The 18,817-nt window shown below is 32.8% G+C and carries 17 protein-coding genes and 1 pseudogene; 8 read left to right on the top strand and 10 right to left on the bottom strand.

The features are described 5' to 3' along the window. Nucleotides 1–3: 3 nt before the first annotated feature. The 9 genes from ACYX4H_RS13640 to ACYX4H_RS13680 all read right to left on the bottom strand — a co-directional run bounded on the left by ACYX4H_RS13640 (nt 4) and on the right by ACYX4H_RS13680 (nt 10,166). The gene (locus ACYX4H_RS13640; protein WP_476236833.1) at nt 4–2,040 is read right to left on the bottom strand and encodes a VWA domain-containing protein; all 2,037 of its coding nucleotides are present in this window, start codon (nt 2,038–2,040) and stop codon (nt 4–6) included. Between the two features lie 80 nt (nt 2,041–2,120). Beyond that, on the bottom strand, nt 2,121–2,867 hold the full coding sequence (gene fabG / locus ACYX4H_RS13645; protein ID WP_476236834.1) for a 3-oxoacyl-[acyl-carrier-protein] reductase: 747 nt from the start codon (nt 2,865–2,867) through the stop codon (nt 2,121–2,123). 162 nt (nt 2,868–3,029) lie between these two features. Then, on the bottom strand, nt 3,030–3,902 hold the full coding sequence (sucD, locus tag ACYX4H_RS13650; RefSeq protein WP_475296391.1) for a succinate--CoA ligase subunit alpha: 873 nt from the start codon (nt 3,900–3,902) through the stop codon (nt 3,030–3,032). Between the two features lie 93 nt (nt 3,903–3,995). After that, complete coding sequence (locus tag ACYX4H_RS13655; protein ID WP_475296392.1) at nt 3,996–4,940, bottom strand: UDP-3-O-(3-hydroxymyristoyl)glucosamine N-acyltransferase; 945 nt, start codon at nt 4,938–4,940, stop codon at nt 3,996–3,998. 75 nt (nt 4,941–5,015) lie between these two features. After that, on the bottom strand, nt 5,016–5,582 hold the full coding sequence (efp, locus tag ACYX4H_RS13660; protein ID WP_475296393.1) for an elongation factor P: 567 nt from the start codon (nt 5,580–5,582) through the stop codon (nt 5,016–5,018). 4 nt (nt 5,583–5,586) lie between these two features. Continuing rightward, the gene (gene lpxA, locus ACYX4H_RS13665; RefSeq protein WP_475296394.1) at nt 5,587–6,372 is read right to left on the bottom strand and encodes an acyl-ACP--UDP-N-acetylglucosamine O-acyltransferase; all 786 of its coding nucleotides are present in this window, start codon (nt 6,370–6,372) and stop codon (nt 5,587–5,589) included. A gap of 54 nt (nt 6,373–6,426) precedes the next feature. Continuing rightward, entirely contained in the window at nt 6,427–7,833 is a 1,407-nt protein-coding gene (locus ACYX4H_RS13670; RefSeq protein ID WP_476236835.1) for a bifunctional UDP-3-O-[3-hydroxymyristoyl] N-acetylglucosamine deacetylase/3-hydroxyacyl-ACP dehydratase, read from the bottom strand. A 2-nt stretch (nt 7,834–7,835) separates the two neighbouring features. Beyond that, nucleotides 7,836–8,846 carry a UDP-3-O-(3-hydroxymyristoyl)glucosamine N-acyltransferase gene (gene lpxD, locus ACYX4H_RS13675; RefSeq protein WP_476236836.1) on the bottom strand — a complete coding sequence of 337 codons (1,011 nt, stop codon included), beginning with the start codon at nt 8,844–8,846 and terminating at the stop codon, nt 7,836–7,838. A gap of 96 nt (nt 8,847–8,942) precedes the next feature. Continuing rightward, nucleotides 8,943–10,166, bottom strand: coding sequence for an HD domain-containing protein (locus ACYX4H_RS13680; RefSeq protein WP_476236837.1), 1,224 nt, complete (start codon nt 10,164–10,166; stop codon nt 8,943–8,945). 65 nt (nt 10,167–10,231) lie between these two features. Between ACYX4H_RS13680 and porX the strand changes: the two genes are divergently transcribed. The 4 genes from porX (at nt 10,232) to ACYX4H_RS13700 (ending at nt 13,118) form a co-directional block, all read left to right on the top strand. Further along, complete coding sequence (gene porX, locus ACYX4H_RS13685) at nt 10,232–11,785, top strand: T9SS response regulator signal transducer PorX (RefSeq protein WP_476236839.1); 1,554 nt, start codon at nt 10,232–10,234, stop codon at nt 11,783–11,785. 92 nt (nt 11,786–11,877) lie between these two features. Further along, a complete protein-coding gene (gene tsaE / locus ACYX4H_RS13690) occupies nt 11,878–12,282 on the top strand; it encodes a tRNA (adenosine(37)-N6)-threonylcarbamoyltransferase complex ATPase subunit type 1 TsaE (RefSeq protein WP_476236840.1) in 405 nt (134 codons plus the stop codon). Nucleotides 12,283–12,490: 208 nt separating this feature from the next. Continuing rightward, entirely contained in the window at nt 12,491–12,634 is a 144-nt protein-coding gene (locus tag ACYX4H_RS13695; RefSeq protein ID WP_476236842.1) for a hypothetical protein, read from the top strand. Then, a complete protein-coding gene (locus ACYX4H_RS13700) occupies nt 12,597–13,118 on the top strand; it encodes a hypothetical protein (protein ID WP_476236843.1) in 522 nt (173 codons plus the stop codon). Before ACYX4H_RS13695 ends, ACYX4H_RS13700 begins: the two co-directional genes overlap by 38 nt. A gap of 1 nt (nt 13,119) precedes the next feature. Here ACYX4H_RS13700 and ACYX4H_RS13705 read toward each other — a convergent pair whose 3' ends face one another. Further along, a complete protein-coding gene (locus ACYX4H_RS13705) occupies nt 13,120–15,546 on the bottom strand; it encodes a TonB-dependent receptor domain-containing protein (RefSeq protein ID WP_476236844.1) in 2,427 nt (808 codons plus the stop codon). Nucleotides 15,547–15,730: 184 nt separating this feature from the next. Here ACYX4H_RS13705 and ACYX4H_RS13710 point away from each other — a divergent pair, with 184 nt between their 5' ends. The 4 genes and pseudogenes from ACYX4H_RS13710 to ACYX4H_RS13725 all read left to right on the top strand — a co-directional run bounded on the left by ACYX4H_RS13710 (nt 15,731) and on the right by ACYX4H_RS13725 (nt 18,807). Next, entirely contained in the window at nt 15,731–16,930 is a 1,200-nt protein-coding gene (locus tag ACYX4H_RS13710; protein ID WP_475296403.1) for an alanine dehydrogenase, read from the top strand. 21 nt (nt 16,931–16,951) lie between these two features. Next, a complete protein-coding gene (locus tag ACYX4H_RS13715) occupies nt 16,952–17,305 on the top strand; it encodes a hypothetical protein (protein ID WP_476236845.1) in 354 nt (117 codons plus the stop codon). Between the two features lies 1 nt (nt 17,306). Next, entirely contained in the window at nt 17,307–17,900 is a 594-nt protein-coding gene (locus ACYX4H_RS13720; protein ID WP_476236846.1) for a sugar transferase, read from the top strand. Between the two features lie 145 nt (nt 17,901–18,045). Continuing rightward, a pseudogene (locus tag ACYX4H_RS13725) lies at nt 18,046–18,807 on the top strand (NYN domain-containing protein). Nucleotides 18,808–18,817 lie beyond the last annotated feature (10 nt).

Here is an 18,817-nt window from a genome sequence, read left to right on the forward strand (position 1 = left end):
TGTTTAAATTAATCCGTTATATTTTCTTAAAAACCACTCTACACTTAGCGCTACAGCTATTATTGCTAATAAAATTTTCCAATCAATTAATGGTATAGTGGTTTTTGTACTCTTTTGTATGGCTGTGTAGTTTTTGTTATTAATAACATCTTCAACCAAATTACTAGTGTTATCAATAAAATAACTTTTACCTTGACTATTAGTAGCTACCTGTTGTAGTTTTGTTACATTGGCATTTAAAAATTGTTGCTCAACATTGTATTCTAAAATGGTAAAACTGCCAGATTTACTAATATTTGCTGTATTTGCCTTAACCGTAAAATTATACTCGCCTGCTTGTAAACTACTTAAATCTACCTGATAATTGGCGTTTTTTAGTATTAAAGGGAACTCTTTTTTATTATTGGTTTTAGTATTTGTAACGGTTATTGATATGTTTTCTCGGGTATCAAACACATAATTTTTATCAAAAAACTGCGCATTAATAACAACATTATTATTGCCAATATAAAACGATTCAAAATCTACATTTAAACGATTACGTTTTTTTGCAGTAGCCAAATATTGCACCAATCTGCCCATAAAATTATCAAAAGCGTTAAACGATTTAGTGTTTAAATAACTTTGCGCACGCCACCTCCAAATATTTTCTCCAAATAAAACAGCTTCTCTTCTGCCTTCATTTTCAATGGTTGCTAATAAAGGCTCTTTGGTAGCAACATCAGCTACACGCTTTGTTAAAATATTTTGATAAGGCACAAAAAAATTAACAGACCCGTAATTGGATTGCAGTGGAGGAAACGATTCAAAATCTATGTTATCTATTTGAAAAGGTGCATAATTAGTATTTAAATTGGCTTGGTATTCTTCAATTTGCGGTAATAATTCATGGGTGTAAGCCGTTGTGTTTTCATTCACAAAACTTACATTGGTTTTAGTAGCAACAACCACTAACCTATTCAAATTCAAACTATTTAATAACGCGTATACTTGCTTAAAATCTGCATCTGGCTGATATAAAATGGCTAACTGAAAATCATTTTGCTTTGCAATGTACGCTTTTGGTTTTAGTATGGTTACAGCACGCTGTTCATTAGTTTCAATACTTTTTTTAATAGCTCCAATATCTGGGTGTAAAATATTAGCAACAATGGCTATGTTTGTTTTTTGGTCTATAACATTTACTGCAAAATTTTTAACGTTGTTTACGGTATTTTTTTCGTTTTTTAAAGGTGTTAATTTAGCCGTATACGTATTGGTGCCAATAGAGTTTGCAGATAAAGTAAGGTTTATAATTTTTGAATTATTTACTTTTGAAAACGTAACAGGCTCTGAATGTACCAACCTAGTGCCTTTATAAATGGCTAATTTGCTGTTTACCGTTGTGTTTCCTTTGTAAACTAAAATAGCCTCAACAGGAAATTTATTTTTTAAGTAAGCGTATTTATTAACGTTTAGTTGTTCTATTTTTAAATCGGTGTAAGTAACTGTATCTCCAACAATTACAGGGTAAATAGGTTGTTTAAAACGCGATGTTATAAATTGATAATCACTACCATAAGTTTGGTTACCATCTGTTATTAAAATGGTAGGTGTTGTAGTGTTTTTATAAATAGGCTCAAGCTGCTCTAATGCGTTATGTATATTGGTTTCCTTTTCAGAAAACTGTAAACTATCAGAAGTATTTAAACCACCTCCAAAGGTGTATGTTGTAATAGTAAACTTTTCTTTAAGTGAAGAATTATTTTTTAAATTATTGAATAGTTTAACTGTTTGTGCATCTCGTTTTAAATGCTGAATAGATGAAGAATTATCGGCTAAAATAACCAAATTAGGTTTTTCAGTATAGTATTTTATTTTGTTAAACTTTGGGTTTACCAGTAACAATAATAGTGCAAATACTGATGTAAATCTTAAAAAAGTAAAAATAATAGCGTGCCTTTTACTTTTTAATTTTGATTTATACCCATACTGAAAAAGCGCTATAAATAGCGCTATAATTCCAGATATAATAATATACATTAACGTTTGTAAAGACATGTATAAGTTCAGGTTTACGAATATTAGTGCACTTTCAAAATAAAATTGAAAATATATTTAGGCCATCTAAATTCGTAAAATTAAGTAAGCATTCCGCCATCAACATTTAAAGTCTGCCCTGTAACATACGCCGATAAATCACTAGCTAAAAACACACAAGCATTGGCTACATCTTCAGGTGAACCACCACGTTTTAATGGAATGCCTGCACGCCATCCTTTTACAACTTCCTCATCTAATTTGGCTGTCATTTCAGTTTCTATAAATCCAGGCGCAATCACGTTGCTTCTTATGTTTCTTGAGCCTAACTCTAAAGCTACAGATTTTGAAAATCCTATAATACCAGCTTTACTAGCTGCATAATTTGTTTGACCCGCATTACCTTTAACACCAACCACAGAACTCATATTAATAATAGAACCTTTGCGCTGTTTTAACATGGTGCGTTGTACAGCTTTGGTCATGTTGAAAACCGATTTTAGGTTCACTTCAATAACAGTATCAAAATCTTCTTCACTAATGCGCATTAATAAATTATCTTTAGTAATACCTGCGTTATTAACCAATATATCAATACTTCCAAATTCTTTTACAACAGCATCGGCTAAAGTTTGTGCTTCATCAAAACTAGCAGCATTACTTTGGTAACCTTTAGCTTTTACGCCTAAATTAGTTAATTCGGTTTCTAATGCTTTTGCTGCATCTACCGATGAGCTATATGTAAATGCCACATTAGCACCTTGCTTAGCAAACACTTCTGCTATTCCTTTACCAATACCTCTACTTGCACCAGTAATTATAGCCGTTTTTCCTTCTAATAATTTCATTTTAATACTATGTAATTTTTAAAATAGTTGATATCAAATATACTAATTACCTGCTGCATGAAATAACAAAACTGTAAAATTAATGCACTATTTTTTGCAGAAATAAAAAAATCCGTTGATTTAACTAATCAACGGATTTATATTATGTTGTGCTTTGTTTAATTATGCTAAAACTTCAGCTACCTTTACACCTATTTTTGCTGGAGAATCTACTACGTGAATACCACATTCTTTCATAATAGCTTTTTTTGCTTGTGCTGTATCATCACTACCGCCTACAATAGCACCAGCATGACCCATGGTGCGTCCCGCAGGAGCTGTTTCACCAGCAATAAAACCAATAACTGGTTTTTTACTACCACTTTCTTTATACCATTTAGCAGCATCGGCTTCTAATTGCCCACCAATTTCACCAATCATTACAACCGCTTCAGTTTCTGGGTCATTAATTAATAATTCAACAGCTTCTTTGGTAGTTGTTCCAATAATTGGATCGCCTCCAATACCAATAGCTGTAGTAATGCCTAAACCTTGTTTTACAACTTGGTCTGCAGCTTCATAAGTTAATGTACCAGATTTTGATACAATACCTACTTTACCTTTTTTGAAAACAAACCCTGGCATGATACCTACTTTTGCTTCACCTGGAGTTATAACACCTGGGCAGTTAGGACCAATTAAACGGCAGTCTTTTCCTTTTATATAATCTGCAGCCTTAATCATATCGGCAACAGGAATACCTTCTGTAATAGTTATAATTACTTTAATACCGGCATTAGCAGCTTCCATAATGGCATCGGCAGCAAATGCTGGCGGAACAAAAATAATGGTAGTATCTGCTCCAACTTCTTTTACAGCTTCAGCAACTGTGTTAAAAACGGGTTTGTCTAAGTGTGTTTGCCCTCCTTTACCAGGTGTAACACCACCAACCACATTGGTACCGTACTCTATCATTTGACTAGCGTGAAATGTACCTTCACTACCAGTAAATCCTTGAACTATTATTTTTGAATCTTTATTTACTAAAACACTCATACGTGACTATTTGAAGTTATTGAATAAATACGAGCAAATGTAATTTTTTGAATTAATTTTTTAAAGGAATAATGCAATTATTTTTAGAAAAAACTAAATCTTTGCTTGTGTTTTTATATAATCTAAAATCTCTGGAATTTTTTTAATGGAAGCAATTTCTTTGTATTTGCTTCTAAAATCATCGGCAGGCACACCAAAATAACTTTTATGGCCTTCTAAAGATTTACTAACACCCGATTTTGCCGAAATTACCGCCTTAGCTCCTATGGTTATGCCGCTAGTTATACCAACTTGCCCCCAAATGGTAACCTCGTCTTCAATAACAACACAACCGGCAATACCAACATGCGAGGCTATTAAGCATTTTTTACCAATAATGGTATCATGACCAACTTGCACTAAATTATCAATTTTAGTACCTTCTTTTATAGTTGTATCACCTGTAACACCTCTATCTACGGTACAATTAGCGCCAATATCAACATGGTTTTCAATACAGATACTGCCGCATGATAGTAACCTATCAAAACCTTCGGGCCTTTTTTTATAGTAAAAGGCATTAGCACCTAAAACAGTGCCTGCATGAATGGTAACATTATCACCTAAAACAACATCATCATAAATACTTACATTGGAGTGAATTACGCAGTTTTCGCCAATAACAACGTTATTGCCAATAAATGTATTGGGTTGAATAACAGTATTTTTACCTATTTTAGCAGACTCTGAAATTTGCGTATTGGCTGCTTTAAAGGGTTTAAAGTGATTTGATAGTTTATTGAAATCTCTAAAAGGGTCATCACTAACCAACAATGCTTTACCTTCGGGACAATCAACTTTTTTATTAATTAAAACAATTGTAGCGGCCGATTGTAGTGCTTTATCGTAATATTTTGGATGATCAACAAATACAATGTCTCCAGGTTCAACAACATGAATTTCGTTCATGCCTAATACCGGAAAATGAGCATCACCAACAAAATCTACATCTATTAATTGCGCTATTTGCTGTAAGGTGTGTGGTTTTGGAAATTTCATGCTTAATACAGATGAAAAATAGTCTGTTTTCAGAAGTAATAATTACTATTTAATACTGAAACAGACCACTTTAAATTACTCTTTTATACGTTCTTTATACGTACCTTTATCGGTTTCAACCTTAATTTTATCACCTTCATTAATAAATAAAGGCACATTAACGGTAGCACCAGTTTCTACAGTTGCTGGTTTTGTAGCATTTGTAGCTGTGTTTCCTTTTACACCAGGCTCTGTATGTGTAACTTCTAAAATAACATTTGCTGGCATTTCAACTGATAATGGCATACCATCTTCTGTGTTTATTAAAACGGTTACAACTTCACCTTCTTTCATTAAATCAGGACTATCTAAAGTGGCTTTTTGTAATGCTATTTGTGAATAATCGCTTGTATTCATAAAATGATAGGTTTCGCCTTCATTGTATAAATATTGAAATTTATGCGTTTCAACTCTTACATCTTCTAATTTATGTCCTGCAGAAAAGGTATTATCAATAACTTTACCTGTAGTTACACTTTTAAGTTTTGTTCTTACAAAAGCAGGCCCTTTACCTGGTTTTACATGTAAAAATTCTATAATTTTAAAAATATCATGATTGTATCGTATACATAATCCGTTTCTAATATCACTAGTACTTGCCATATAATTAATTTGATTTAAAATATCCTTTCATAATACCACGGTGTGAATTCTTTATAAATTGAAGAATTTCATCACGTTCTGGTGTTGCTTCCATTTCAGCTTCAATAATTTCAGAAGCTTGTGTGTTGTTATAATTTTTTTGGTACAGAATTCTGTATATATTCTGAATTTCTCTAATCTTTTCGGTATCAAAACCACGTCTTCTTAAGCCTACAGAATTAATACCAACGTATGATAATGGTTCTCTAGCAGCTTTTACAAATGGAGGTACATCTTTTCTAACTAAAGACCCGCCTGTTACAAAGGCATGGTTTCCAACAGAAACAAACTGATGTACCGCTGTCATACCTGCTAACACTACATAATCGCCCACTGTTATGTGGCCTGCTAATGTACTATTGTTTGAAAAAATACAGTTATTACCCACAATACAATCGTGCGCTATGTGGCAATAGGCCATAATTAAACAATTATTACCAATTACGGTTTTCATTCTATCGGCTGTACCTCTATTAATGGTTACACATTCTCTTATGGTAACATTATCGCCTATTTGTACTATGGTATCTTCGCCGTTATACTTTAAGTCTTGTGGATTTGCAGAAATAACAGAACCTGGAAATATACTACAATTTTTACCTATACGGGCACCTTCCATGATGGTTACATTGCTTCCAATCCAAGTGCCTTCACCAATAACAACATTGTTATCTATGGTAGTAAAAGGCTCAATCACTACATTTTTAGCAATTTTAGCACCAGGGTGCACATAAGCTAAGGGTTGATTCATTTTTTATTTTTTTATTTAGTAAGTATAAATGTTATGCGCAATAAAAAGTTAATGTTATTTTACTTTTGTTATTTGCGCCATTAATTCTGCCTCGGCACATAATTTACCGTTGGCATAAGCATACCCTTGCATGTGGCAAATACCACGACGTATAGGAGTTATTAATGAACATTTAAAAATTAACGTGTCTCCTGGCATTACTTTTTGTTTAAACTTTACATTATCCATTTTCATGAAAAATGTTAAGTAATTTTCAGGATCTGGCACGGTGTTTAAAACCAAAATACCACCAGTTTGCGCCATAGCTTCTACTATTAAAACACCTGGCATTACAGGTGCTCCCGGGAAGTGTCCTTTAAAAAACTCTTCATTCATAGTAACGTTTTTGGTTGCTGTAACATGGTTATCTGTTAGCTCAAAAACTTTATCTATTAATAAAAATGGTTGCCTGTGTGGTAACATAGCCATTATTTGGGTAACATCCATTAATGGCGCTTGGTTTAAATCTATATTAGGAACGTTGTTTCTACGCTCGTTTTTTATAATTTTAGCTAATTTTTTAGCAAATTGTGTGTTTACAAAATGACCTGGTTTGTTAGCTATAACTTTACCTTTAATACGGGTTCTAACCAAAGCTAAATCTCCAATAACATCAAGTAATTTATGTCTTGCAGCTTCATTTGGGTAGTGCAATGTAAGGTTGTCTAAAATACCATTAGGTTTTATAGCAATACTATCTTTTTTAAAGGCTACTTTTAGTTTTTCCATAGTGTCTTCAGACAGTGGTTTGTCTACATACACAATAGCATTGTTTAAATCGCCGCCTTTAATTAAACCATGCTCTAAAAGCATTTCAAGTTCATGTAAAAAACTAAAGGTTCTAGAGCTTGCTATGTCTTCTTTAAAATCAGACATTTGTTTTAAGGTAGCATTTTGGGTGCCTAAAACTTTTGTACCAAAATCTACCATGGTAGTAACTTGATATGCTTTTGCTGGCATCACTAATATTTCACTACCAGATTCTTCATCAGTATAAGATACTATTTCTGTAACTTCAAATTCTTCTCTAAACGCATCTTGTTCAACAATACCTGCTTTTTCAATAGCTTCAACAAAAAACTTTGAAGACCCATCCATAATTGGTGGTTCAGAAGCATCTAATTCTATAATGGCATTATCAACATCTAAACCAACAAAGGCTGCTAAAACATGTTCAGAGGTTTGAATTTTAACACCGTTTTTTTCTAAACAGGTGCCACGTTGTGTGTTGGTAACATAATTGGCATCTGCTTCAATAATTGGAGCGCCTTCTAAATCTACGCGTTTAAAAGCCAACCCAAAGTTTGCCGGTGCTGGTGTGAATTTTAGTGTAACATCTTTACCGGTGTGCAAGCCTACGCCTGTTAAAGATACTTCGTTATCAATGGTTTTCTGTTTTACATCAGTGTTTATAATTCCCATTATTATTTTTCTATATCGTTTAGTTTCTTAACTATTTTTGGTAAGTTTTTAAAGTGTACGTAAGATTTGTTATAATCTGAATACGGTAAAGCTGGCGAACCTTGTAACACTTCGTTGTCTTTTACATTGCGTCCAATACCAGACTGGGCTTGTATTTTCACATTGTTACCAATGGTAATATGGCCAACAATACCAACCTGCCCTCCTATTTGACAATTTTCGCCAATTTTAGTTGAGCCAGCAACACCTGTTTGTGCCGCTATTACAGTATTTTTACCAATTTCTACGTTATGTGCTATTTGTATTTGGTTGTCTAGTTTAACACCACTACGTATTATGGTTGATCCTAAGGTAGCCCTATCAATGGTAGTTGCAGCACCAATATCAACATGGTCTTCAAGAATTACATTACCAATTTGAGGCACTTTATGGTATTCCCCTTTTTCATTAGGCGTAAATCCAAAACCATCAGCTCCTATAATAGCCCCTGAGTTTACTACGCAATTATTACCTATTACGGTTTCAGAATATATTTTAGCACCTGCAAATACAACAGTATTATTGCCTATAGTGACATTATCACCAATATAAGCGTTGGGGAAAATTTTAACGTTATCGCCAATGTTTACATTTTCACCTATATAAGAAAAAGCACCAATATAAATGCCACTGCCGTAAGAGGCTGTATTTGCTATAAAATGAGGTTGCTCTATACCTTCTTTATTGTTTTTAACTTCGTTATAATACGCTAAAAGCTTTGAAAAGGCTTTATAAGCATCATCTACTTTAATTAAAGTGGTGCTTATAGGTTCTTCGGGTGTAAAACTTTTATTAACAATAGCCACAGTAGCTTTTGTTGTGTAAATATGTGCGGTGTATTTAGGGTTTGCCAAAAAGGTTAATGCACCTTCGGTCCCTTCTTCTATTTTTGATAATTTAGATACTTCGGCGTTTGGATTGCCTACTACATCGCCCTCTAAAATACCTGCAATTTGTTGTGCTGTAAATTTCACACTGTCTTGAGTTTGTAGTTATTTGTTAGTTTGGTAGCGCAAAAATAGAAAAAATGTGCTAAAATTTGCTATGTACCATTTCTTATTAATTTTTAATTAGCTGATATCTGTTTTAGGATAGCACAAATAATACTTAGTAACAGGTTTTGAAAGTGCTTTCAAATTAAGGTGATCTGAAGCTTTTACGATGTCTTCAATTTTGCCATTTTTATACAAAATGTTAATACCCCTATGCTTTAATTGGTAGGCTTGGTTTGATATACTTCCAGTAAATACAAAGTAGGCCGCTTCTTCGCTACTAATATTATGCTTTTGCATTAATGCCGTTGTATGATTATCTAAACTACTTGTTTTAGCGGGTTTCTTTTTAAGTTTTATTTTTAAAAGGTTTCTATTAATAATCATTTCGCATAAGTTGCTTAGCACAAAATCGTCTTCGTACTGCCAGTGTTTCATTGCCGAAATAATATCATAATCATCTAAACGCGCAAATACCTCTAAGGTTTCAGTAGTAAAGTTTTCTTTTGTAATTTTTGTATCTAAAAAATACATAAGTGCTTTACTAGCGTATAATTTATGGCCGCTTTCATGCAATTCTTTGGCGCGTTTTAACACCCTTATTAGCAACTGTTCTGCCACCAAACTGGTTTTATGTAAATATACTTGCCAATACATTAAACGTCTGGCTACAATAAATTTTTCAACACTATAAATACCTTTTTCTTCAACCACTAATTCATCATCAACTACATTTAACATGGTTATTAAGCGCTCACTATTTATGTTTCCTTCGGCAACGCCTGTGTAAAAACTATCGCGTTTTAAATAATCGGCCCTATCCATATCTAACTGACCAGAAATAAGCTGACACAGAAAATTTCGATGATATTCACCTTTAAAAACCGCAATGGCAAGCGTTAAAGTTCCGTTAAATTCTTCATTTAAACGCTCCATAAAAAGCAATGAAATTTCTTCATGTGATACGTTGTTTACAATACTATGTTCCATAGCATGCGAAAAAGGCCCGTGCCCAATATCATGTAATAAAATAGCAATGTAAAGCGCGTTTTCTTCGTCTTCAGAAATGCTAACACCCTTAAAACGAAGCACATTTACAGCCTGCTGCATTAAATGCATGCAACCTAAAGCGTGATGAAATCTGGTATGATGTGCACCAGGATATACTAAATACGATAAACCCATTTGGGTAATACGCCTAAGCCTTTGAAAATATTTATGCTGAATTAAATCAAAAATTAACGAATTTGGAATGGTAATAAATCCGTAAATTGGGTCGTTTAATATTTTAAGTTTATTCAAACTTTTAAAATTGCGGTTATATTTTACAAATATAATTATTACAATAACATTTAACAGTAGCTTTAATGAATACAATACATATACTTTGGGTTGATGATGAAATAGATTTACTAAAACCACATATTATTTTTTTAGAACAACGCCATTATAAAGTCACCAAATGCAAAAGCGGTACCGAAGCGCTAGATGCCATAGCAGATACAGCGTTTGACATTGTTTTTTTAGATGAAAACATGCCCGGTTTAACAGGTCTTGAAACGCTTAATGCCATCAAAGAAAAAAAGGCTAATTTGCCCGTTGTAATGATTACAAAAAGCGAAGAAGAATATATTATGGAAGAGGCTATTGGAAATAAAATTGCCGATTACCTTATAAAACCCGTAAACCCTAACCAAATATTATTAAGTTTAAAAAAGAATTTAGACCACTCTAGACTGGTTTCTGAAAAAACCACCTCAAATTACCAACAAGAATTTAGAAAAATAGCTATGAATTTGGCCATGGTAAACACCTATGAAGAATGGGTAGAGTTATACCAAAAACTTATTTATTGGGAAATTCAATTAGAAGATATTGAAGACACCGGGATGTTTGAAATTTTAGAATCGCAAAAAAACGAAGCCAACATACAATTTGGTAAGTTTATTGAAAAAAATTACCCCAAATGGTTTGAACCAAATACCAATGCGCCGGTTATGTCTCACACCTTATTTAAGGAAAAGGTACTACCCGAGATTTCACCTAAACAACCTACTCTACTTTTAGTAATTGATAACTTAAGGTACGACCAATGGAAAGCTTTTGAACCCATTATTAATAACTATTATAAAAAAGACAAAGAAGATGCCTTTTTTAGCATACTACCATCGGCAACCCAATATGCGCGAAATGCTATTTTCTCAGGTTTAATGCCTAGTGATATGGAAACCTTATTTCCGCAGTTTTGGAAAAATGATACGGATGATGGTGGAAAAAACTTGCACGAAGCCGATTTTTTAGACGCCCAAATGAAACGTTTAGGCTTAAACAACTTAAACTATGAATACCATAAAATAACCAACCTAAAAAACGGAAAAAAACTAGCAGAAAACTTTAGCACACTAAAAAACAACGATTTAACAGTGGTGGTTTATAATTTTGTTGATATGCTATCGCATGCTAAAACCGAAATGGAAGTAGTTAAAGAGTTAGCTTCAAATGATAAAGCTTACAGATCATTAACCGTAAGTTGGTTTAAAAATTCACCGTTGTTAGACATGATTCAGCAAGCACAACAACTGGGGTTTAAACTTATTTTAACCACAGACCACGGTACTATAAATGTTAAAAACCCTTCAAAAGTTATTGGCGATAGAGAAACCAGCTTAAATTTACGCTATAAAACAGGCCGAAGTTTAACCTATGATTCCAAAGAAGTTTTTGAAGTTAAAAACCCCAAAGCATTACACTTGCCTGCAATAACCATGAGCAGTTCGTTTATTTTTGCTAAAAGCGACTCGTTTTTTGCTTACCCCAATAATTATAATCATTATGTAAGCTATTACAGAAACACATATCAACATGGGGGTATTTCCATGGAAGAAATGATTATTCCGTTTACGGTGCTTTCACCAAAATAATCCACATAATACACAAAACACCTGATGAAATGCATTGAACTGCTAGGAAAAGATAAATTAATTACTTATACTTGCATTAAAATAGGTAGATTTTGAAAGTTGATTATACCATTGAAAACATTGATGCTATAGCGCAAAACATAGTTAACAATTTAACTAGCAACATCATACTATTATATGGCAACATGGGCGTTGGTAAAACCACATTGGTTAAACATTTGGTTAAAACCCTAAGTAGTCACGACGATGTTAGTAGCCCAACGTTTTCTATAGTTAATGAATATGAAGCAAAAGATAAATTAATATATCATTTTGATTTGTATAGAATAAAAGATATTGAAGAAGCTTATAATTTTGGTATTGAAGATTATTTATATAGTGAAAACTACATACTAATTGAATGGCCAGAATTAATAGAAAAATATATTGATAACCCTGTTAATTGTATTAAAATTGTTTTAAACCCAGACAATTCAAGAACGTTAACATTACAGTAACCAACAAAAAAGCAGAATACTGCTGCCATATGTAACGCTAAACCAAATGATTAAAATGAGCGTATTTTTTGCTATGTACGGAAAAACCATAGCTAAATTTTACAAAAACCCTCTTTTTAACATTTCTTTAACATTTTGAAGCCAACTGAATTTTAGTCTTTAGCTACTTTTGAGGTAAATAATTAATTAATTTAAATCCCTTAAAAAAATGAAAACTAAAAAGTATTTAATCGCTTTAGCGATTTTTACCGGAATGGTATTTTTAGCTCAGGCAGCTGATTCATATAATGATAATGGAACAGAAACAGCAAAAGTTGACAAAAGAAAAATCAAAGTTCCAAGGAGCGGATAGAAAAGGCTTAATAGTAGGCAGTATTGTTGCTACCATAATAGCAAGCACGCCTTACTTATTTTATTTATATGAAAGTGTTCCAAACGAAAAGGTTTGGAACACTTTTTTATTTACATACAATAGTGGTTATTTTGAGGATGCCAATGTGGCCATGTGGATTATTACAAGTAAATCGATTCCCTTAATTTTACTTGTTTTATGGTTTTTTACGTGCAGGCATTGGTGGTATCATGTTTTATTAGTACCCATAGTCATGTATGCTTATCAATTATTCGACACTATAAGTAATGATCAAGTTTATTTTGACTCTAACCAACTTGTTTATTTAATACCTGTTATGGCAGTATTTATTCCTTCAATTTATTTAATAAGAGCACGTATTTTTAATAAAATTAACGATGCTGAAAAATCGTTAGAAGAATTAGAAGAAGAATTAAAATTATCGCCAAAAAACTTTTGGCAAAAAATTAAACAATACTTTTAAATTATTTATCGCTGCGGTCTAAGCGGTCTCTTTCTTCCAATTCAATGGTGCGCTTTTTAATTTTTAGTTTTGTATTACCAAATTTGTAGTTAAAACCAACAGTAAACAATCTGTTTTCAATATTCGACTTTGTTAAAATATCTTGATTTAAATAATTGGTGCTATAATTAAAATTTAGTGTGTTAAAAATATCGGTAACTCCCAAACTTAATGACGCTTTATTGTCCCAAAACGTTTTTCTTACACTTAAATCTACTCCCAATCGCGAACTTGCTTCCGAAGGGCCATCAACTATAGGCGATATATAAAATAAAGAGGCCTCAGCACTTAAACTTTTATCTTTTAAAAAGCTAACATAATTCACCATTTGTGCTAATAATGTCCACTTTTCGAAATTTAACGTTGCGCTATTGTTTTCTAAAGCAATAAACGTATTATCATAATAAAAAATACTAGATAATACATAAATACTCCAATCTTTAAGTATTGGTGTGTAGGTTGTAAAATCAAAACCATAAGACACACTGTTGTCTATATTAGTATTTATGTATTTAATAAGGTTTTCGTTATTATCTTGAAAACTAACTTCTAACGTCGGATTGTTTTCATAGCGGTAGTATAACTCAAAAGTAAAGGTATTATTTAGCGTATATCCTAATGTAAACACGTCATCAATTTGTGGTAACAGGCCTGGGTCTCCTGTAATGTATGTATTGTCGTTTAAAAAGAATTTAAACGGGTTTAACTGGTTATATCTAGGCCTATAAATACGTTTTTTATAGTTGGCATACACTTCGTGATTTTGATTAATACGGTGCAAAAGATTAACCGATGGAAACAACTTAAAATAATTAGTGTCATTATCTTGATTTTGTGATGCAGACACACTATTTATTGTAGTATATTCACCACGAAAACCTGCCTTTAAGCTCCAATTTTGCCAATCTTTTTCAAAACTAACATAGGCGGCGTAATTGCCCTCTTCATAATCAAAAATATCAGAATTTTCAAAATCTGTTTCTTTCATTCCATTTTCAAAAGAAAACTGATTTAAAACACTTTCAGAATTTATATGTGACACCTTCACCCCTGTTTCAAACAAAGCATCATTAGCCAAAGGCCATTCAAAATCAGTTTGTGCTGTACTTAGTTTTATAACCTGACTAGAAAAGGTTTGAAATTTATTATTTCTAAAAGGGCTGTTTGCATTTGGTAGAAAATACCCAGTATTAACATCTTGAAAGTTAGAAAAATCATAATTTGTATGATGCAAACTGGCCGATAATTGTGCACCTTCTTTGTTAAATTGATGTTTATAATCTAAAGTAAACGCCATATTAAAAAGCTCTAAAACAGCATTGTTGGTGGTGTGAAATGTAGAATCTAAATTTTTATTAGCATCAAAAACTTCGGTATAGGAATCTACATCGGTTTGCGAAGGACGCCTTGGTGAAATTAGCATATTGGTGCTTAACCCTAAACTATTCTTGGCATCTATACTATAATCTATTTGCGCATTAATGGTTTTATTAGCCGATTGTCTGGTGCGTTTATAATCTGTTTCCCAAGCAGTTGTTTGGATGTTATTGGTATAAAAGTTTACAAATTCTAGATTGTTTCTGTAGGCTTTTTGCGGATTATCATTAAAATTGACATACGTATTCAGCTTATCTGATTTAAAAAAATGACTTGTACCATACGAAAACTTAGGAAACTGAAACCCCTGTTTATAACTACCATAAACAGAACCATGATAGCCGGTAATTAAATTTCTAGTAGTTACAATATTTAAAACCGAACCGCCTTCAGCTTCATATTTTGCTGGTGGATTGGTAATAACCTCTACAGATTTTATGTTATTGGCCGGTGTTGCCTCTAAAAGCTGCAACACTTCATTGGCAGACAAATGTACTTTACGGTCGTTTATGTATATGGTAGGTTCTGAATTTTTAATAGATATACGGCCATCAAACACCAAAACACTGGGCGTATGCTTTAACACATCTAGCATGGTATTGTTAGAAAGGGTAGAGTTTTCAACTTGAAACACCAACCTATCTACCATACGCTTTATAGTAGGTTTTTTAGCAACAACCGTAACACCATCAAGAGATTCTACAGCATCTTTTAATATTAAAGTATTCACGTTAACATCACTAGAAACTGTTAACGATCTTTTTAACGTGCTATACCCCAAAAAACGCACTTCTAAGGTATATACACCACTTTTTAAATGTTGCGCCACAAAATTACCTAGGTCATCTGTAGTGGTTCCCTTTACAATCACGTCATTTTGCAATAAAACAATATTAGCAAACGCTATAGGCTTTTGCTGCTCATCTATAACTTTACCGCTTACAGTATATGTTTGAGAAAACACTAGACTATTAAAAAATATAATAGAGAGAAGTAGTATTTTTTTTATCATTAGGTTAAATTCTGATTACAAAAATACATAATTTAACATTTAAGCACTTCGGAAAAACCACAGAAAACGGCAAAACAAACATCACTTTTATTAATTTGTTATTTTTTTAATCAATAATTATATTTTGTTTTAATTCGCATTAAAAAATTTATTTGTAATTTGATTTTTATAAACAAACAACACCATGTCAAATCCATTATCCCCTTTTACTAAGCAACAGCTTATTCCGCAAGAAGAAACCTTAGAAATTTTTAAAAAAAAGGGTGATTTATTTATAGGTATTCCAAAAGAAACCGCTTTTCAAGAAAAACGTATTTGTTTAACGCCCGATGCTGTTTATGCGCTAGTAAATAATGGCCACCGCGTATTATTAGAGGCCGGTGCTGGTGAAGGCGCTAGTTTTACAGATAAAGATTACAGTGAAGCAGGTGCTGAAATAACCAAAGATACCGCCAAAGTATTTGGCTGCCCTATGATTTTAAAAGTAGAGCCGCCAACACTAGAGCAAATAAAACTTATAAATCCTGGTACCATCCTAATATCGGCATTACAATTAAAAACACAAACAAAAAAATACTTTGAAACCTTAGCTAGCAAACGTATTACAGCTCTAGCTTTCGAGTTTATAAAAGATGCCGATGGTACATATCCTGCGGTAAAATCCTTAAGCGAAATAGCAGGTACTGCCTCGGTATTAATTGCTTCAGAATTGCTATCAAACCCCCATACGGGTAACGGCCTTATGTTTGGTAATATTAGTGGTGTGCCACCGGTTGAAGTGGTTATTTTGGGCGCAGGTACAGTAGGTGAATTTGCTGCCAGAGGCGCCATGGGATTAGGAGCTAACGTGAAGGTTTTTGATAATTCTATTACCAAATTACGCTGCATTCAAACGCATTTGGGTAGGCCTTTTTTCACATCTACCATACAGCCTAAAAATTTAACCAAAGCCTTAAAACGTTGCGATGTGGTTATTGGTGCTGTTAGAGGTAAAAACAGATCGCCTATAGTGGTTTCTGAAAGTTTAGTACAATCTATGAAAAAAGGCGCTATTATTATAGATGTTAGTATTGATATGGGTGGTTGTTTTGAAACCAGTGAAGTAACATCTCATAAAAACCCCACCTTTGAAAAACATGGTGTGGTACATTATTGTGTGCCTAATATTCCTGCCAGATATCCTAAAACTGCTTCAGTTTCAATAAGTAATATTTTCACGCCCTACTTAATGCAAATTGCAGAAGATGGTGGTTTAGAAAATTCATTACGAATAGACCGCGGTTTAAGAAATGGGTTGTATTTTTACCACGGCATTTTAACCAGTAAACCCGTTGGCGAATGGTTCGATTTAGGATATAATGATGCCAATTTGCTTATTTTTTAACAGCTTCCTAAAACACAATACATGAAATTAATGCAACGTTTAGGCTACTATTTGGGTGGCTTTTCAGTAGGTTTAATCATTTTAGCTTTTTTTTTAAGTGGTAAAAAAACCTCGTGTAGTTACGGGCCAGAAGCACGCGTTTTAAAAAACATAAACTCTAAAACCCTTCATTATACACCAAGGTTTTTAAAAGATTCTGTAATAATTACACAAATTTTGCACACTGGTAATGTGGTGTTTTCAAAAAGCAACCCTAGGCAAACACCTTGTGGCACTTATTGTATTGAAGGGCAGTACAATGATTTTCTGTATGAATTAACCATTGAAAACTGCGATAGTATAGCTACCGTTAAAAATTTTAAGCACGCCCCCTAACATGCTAAAACGAGGTTTTGATATTGTTTTTTCGGTTATTGGTATTATCATAACGGCGCCCTTACTTGCAATTATTGCCATACTTATAAAACTAGACTCTAAAGGCCCTATCCTATTCATACAAGGGCGTGTTGGGAAGCACAACACAGATTTTAATATTTATAAATTTAGAACCATGCGTGTGCGTTCTGAAACATCGGGCTTGCTCACCCTTGGTAATAATGATAATAGAATCACTAAAGTTGGTTATGTATTAAGACGGTATAAATTAGATGAATTTCCACAGTTATTCAATATTTTAAAAGGTGATATGAGTTTTGTAGGGCCACGACCCGAACTACGATATTACGTTAATTTTTATACTGAAGATGATATGAAAATTTTTGCGGTACGCCCAGGTATTACAGGGCTTGCCTCTTTAAAATATCGGAATGAGGTTGAACTTTTAAAAGCAGCCGATGATCCTGAACATTTTTTTATACATACTATAATTCCTGATAAACTGCGTTACAACAAAACCTACATTAAAAATCAAAGCTTTTTATTAGATATCAAACTTATAGCGCAAACCATTTTTAAAGTCATAACTAAATAATATACTTTTAATTATAAATGCTGCCGTTTCTAATTTTATGACTACATTACAAATTTTATACGTTTAGTAAAAAACATCTACACAAAATAAAAATTTAATTTACATCATAATTAAGCAATTTGAGCTTAAAATACACATAAAAACCATGTCACAGACAACAAACATAAACCTTGCCGTTCTTATTGATGGCGATAATATACCTTCTGCATAAGTAAAAGAAATGATGGAAGAAATAGCAAAATACGGCAACCCCACAATAAAAAGAATTTATGGTGATTGGACTAAGCCTAATTTATCTAAATGGAAGAACATGTTATTAGAACATGCCATAACACCTATTCAACAATATGGTTATACCTCTGGTAAAAATGCTACAGATTCAGCCATGATTATAGATGCTATGGATATTTTATACTCTAATAAAGTACATGGGTTTTGCATTGTCTCTAGTGACAGTGATTTTACCAGATTAGCAACAAGATTAAGAGAAGCAGGTATGCAAGTAATTGGTATTGGTGAAAAGAAGACACCAAACCCATTTATAGTGGCCTGTGATAAGTTTATATATATTGAAATTCTTAAAACACAATCAAAAGAAAAACAATCTGAAGAAGCTAAAGAACAAGACATAGAATCAGTTGAAAAAATAACAAATAAAGAGCTGAAACTTATTGCGGATTCTATTAATGCCGTGTCAGATGATGATGGTTGGGCTTTTTTAGGAGACGTTGGAAGTTTAATTCAAAAAAAACGTCCTAATTTTGATCCTAGAAACTATGGGTTTCAAAAGTTAACGCCACTAATAAATGCAACAGCTGCTTTTGATATTGAAAAACGCGAAAACCAAAAAGGAAAATACAAATTAATTTATGTAAAAAATAAAGAAAAGCGGTTGACACGTAATTAAAAATTTAAAT

This window comes from Seonamhaeicola sp. ABD4_340 (assembly GCF_056312135.1).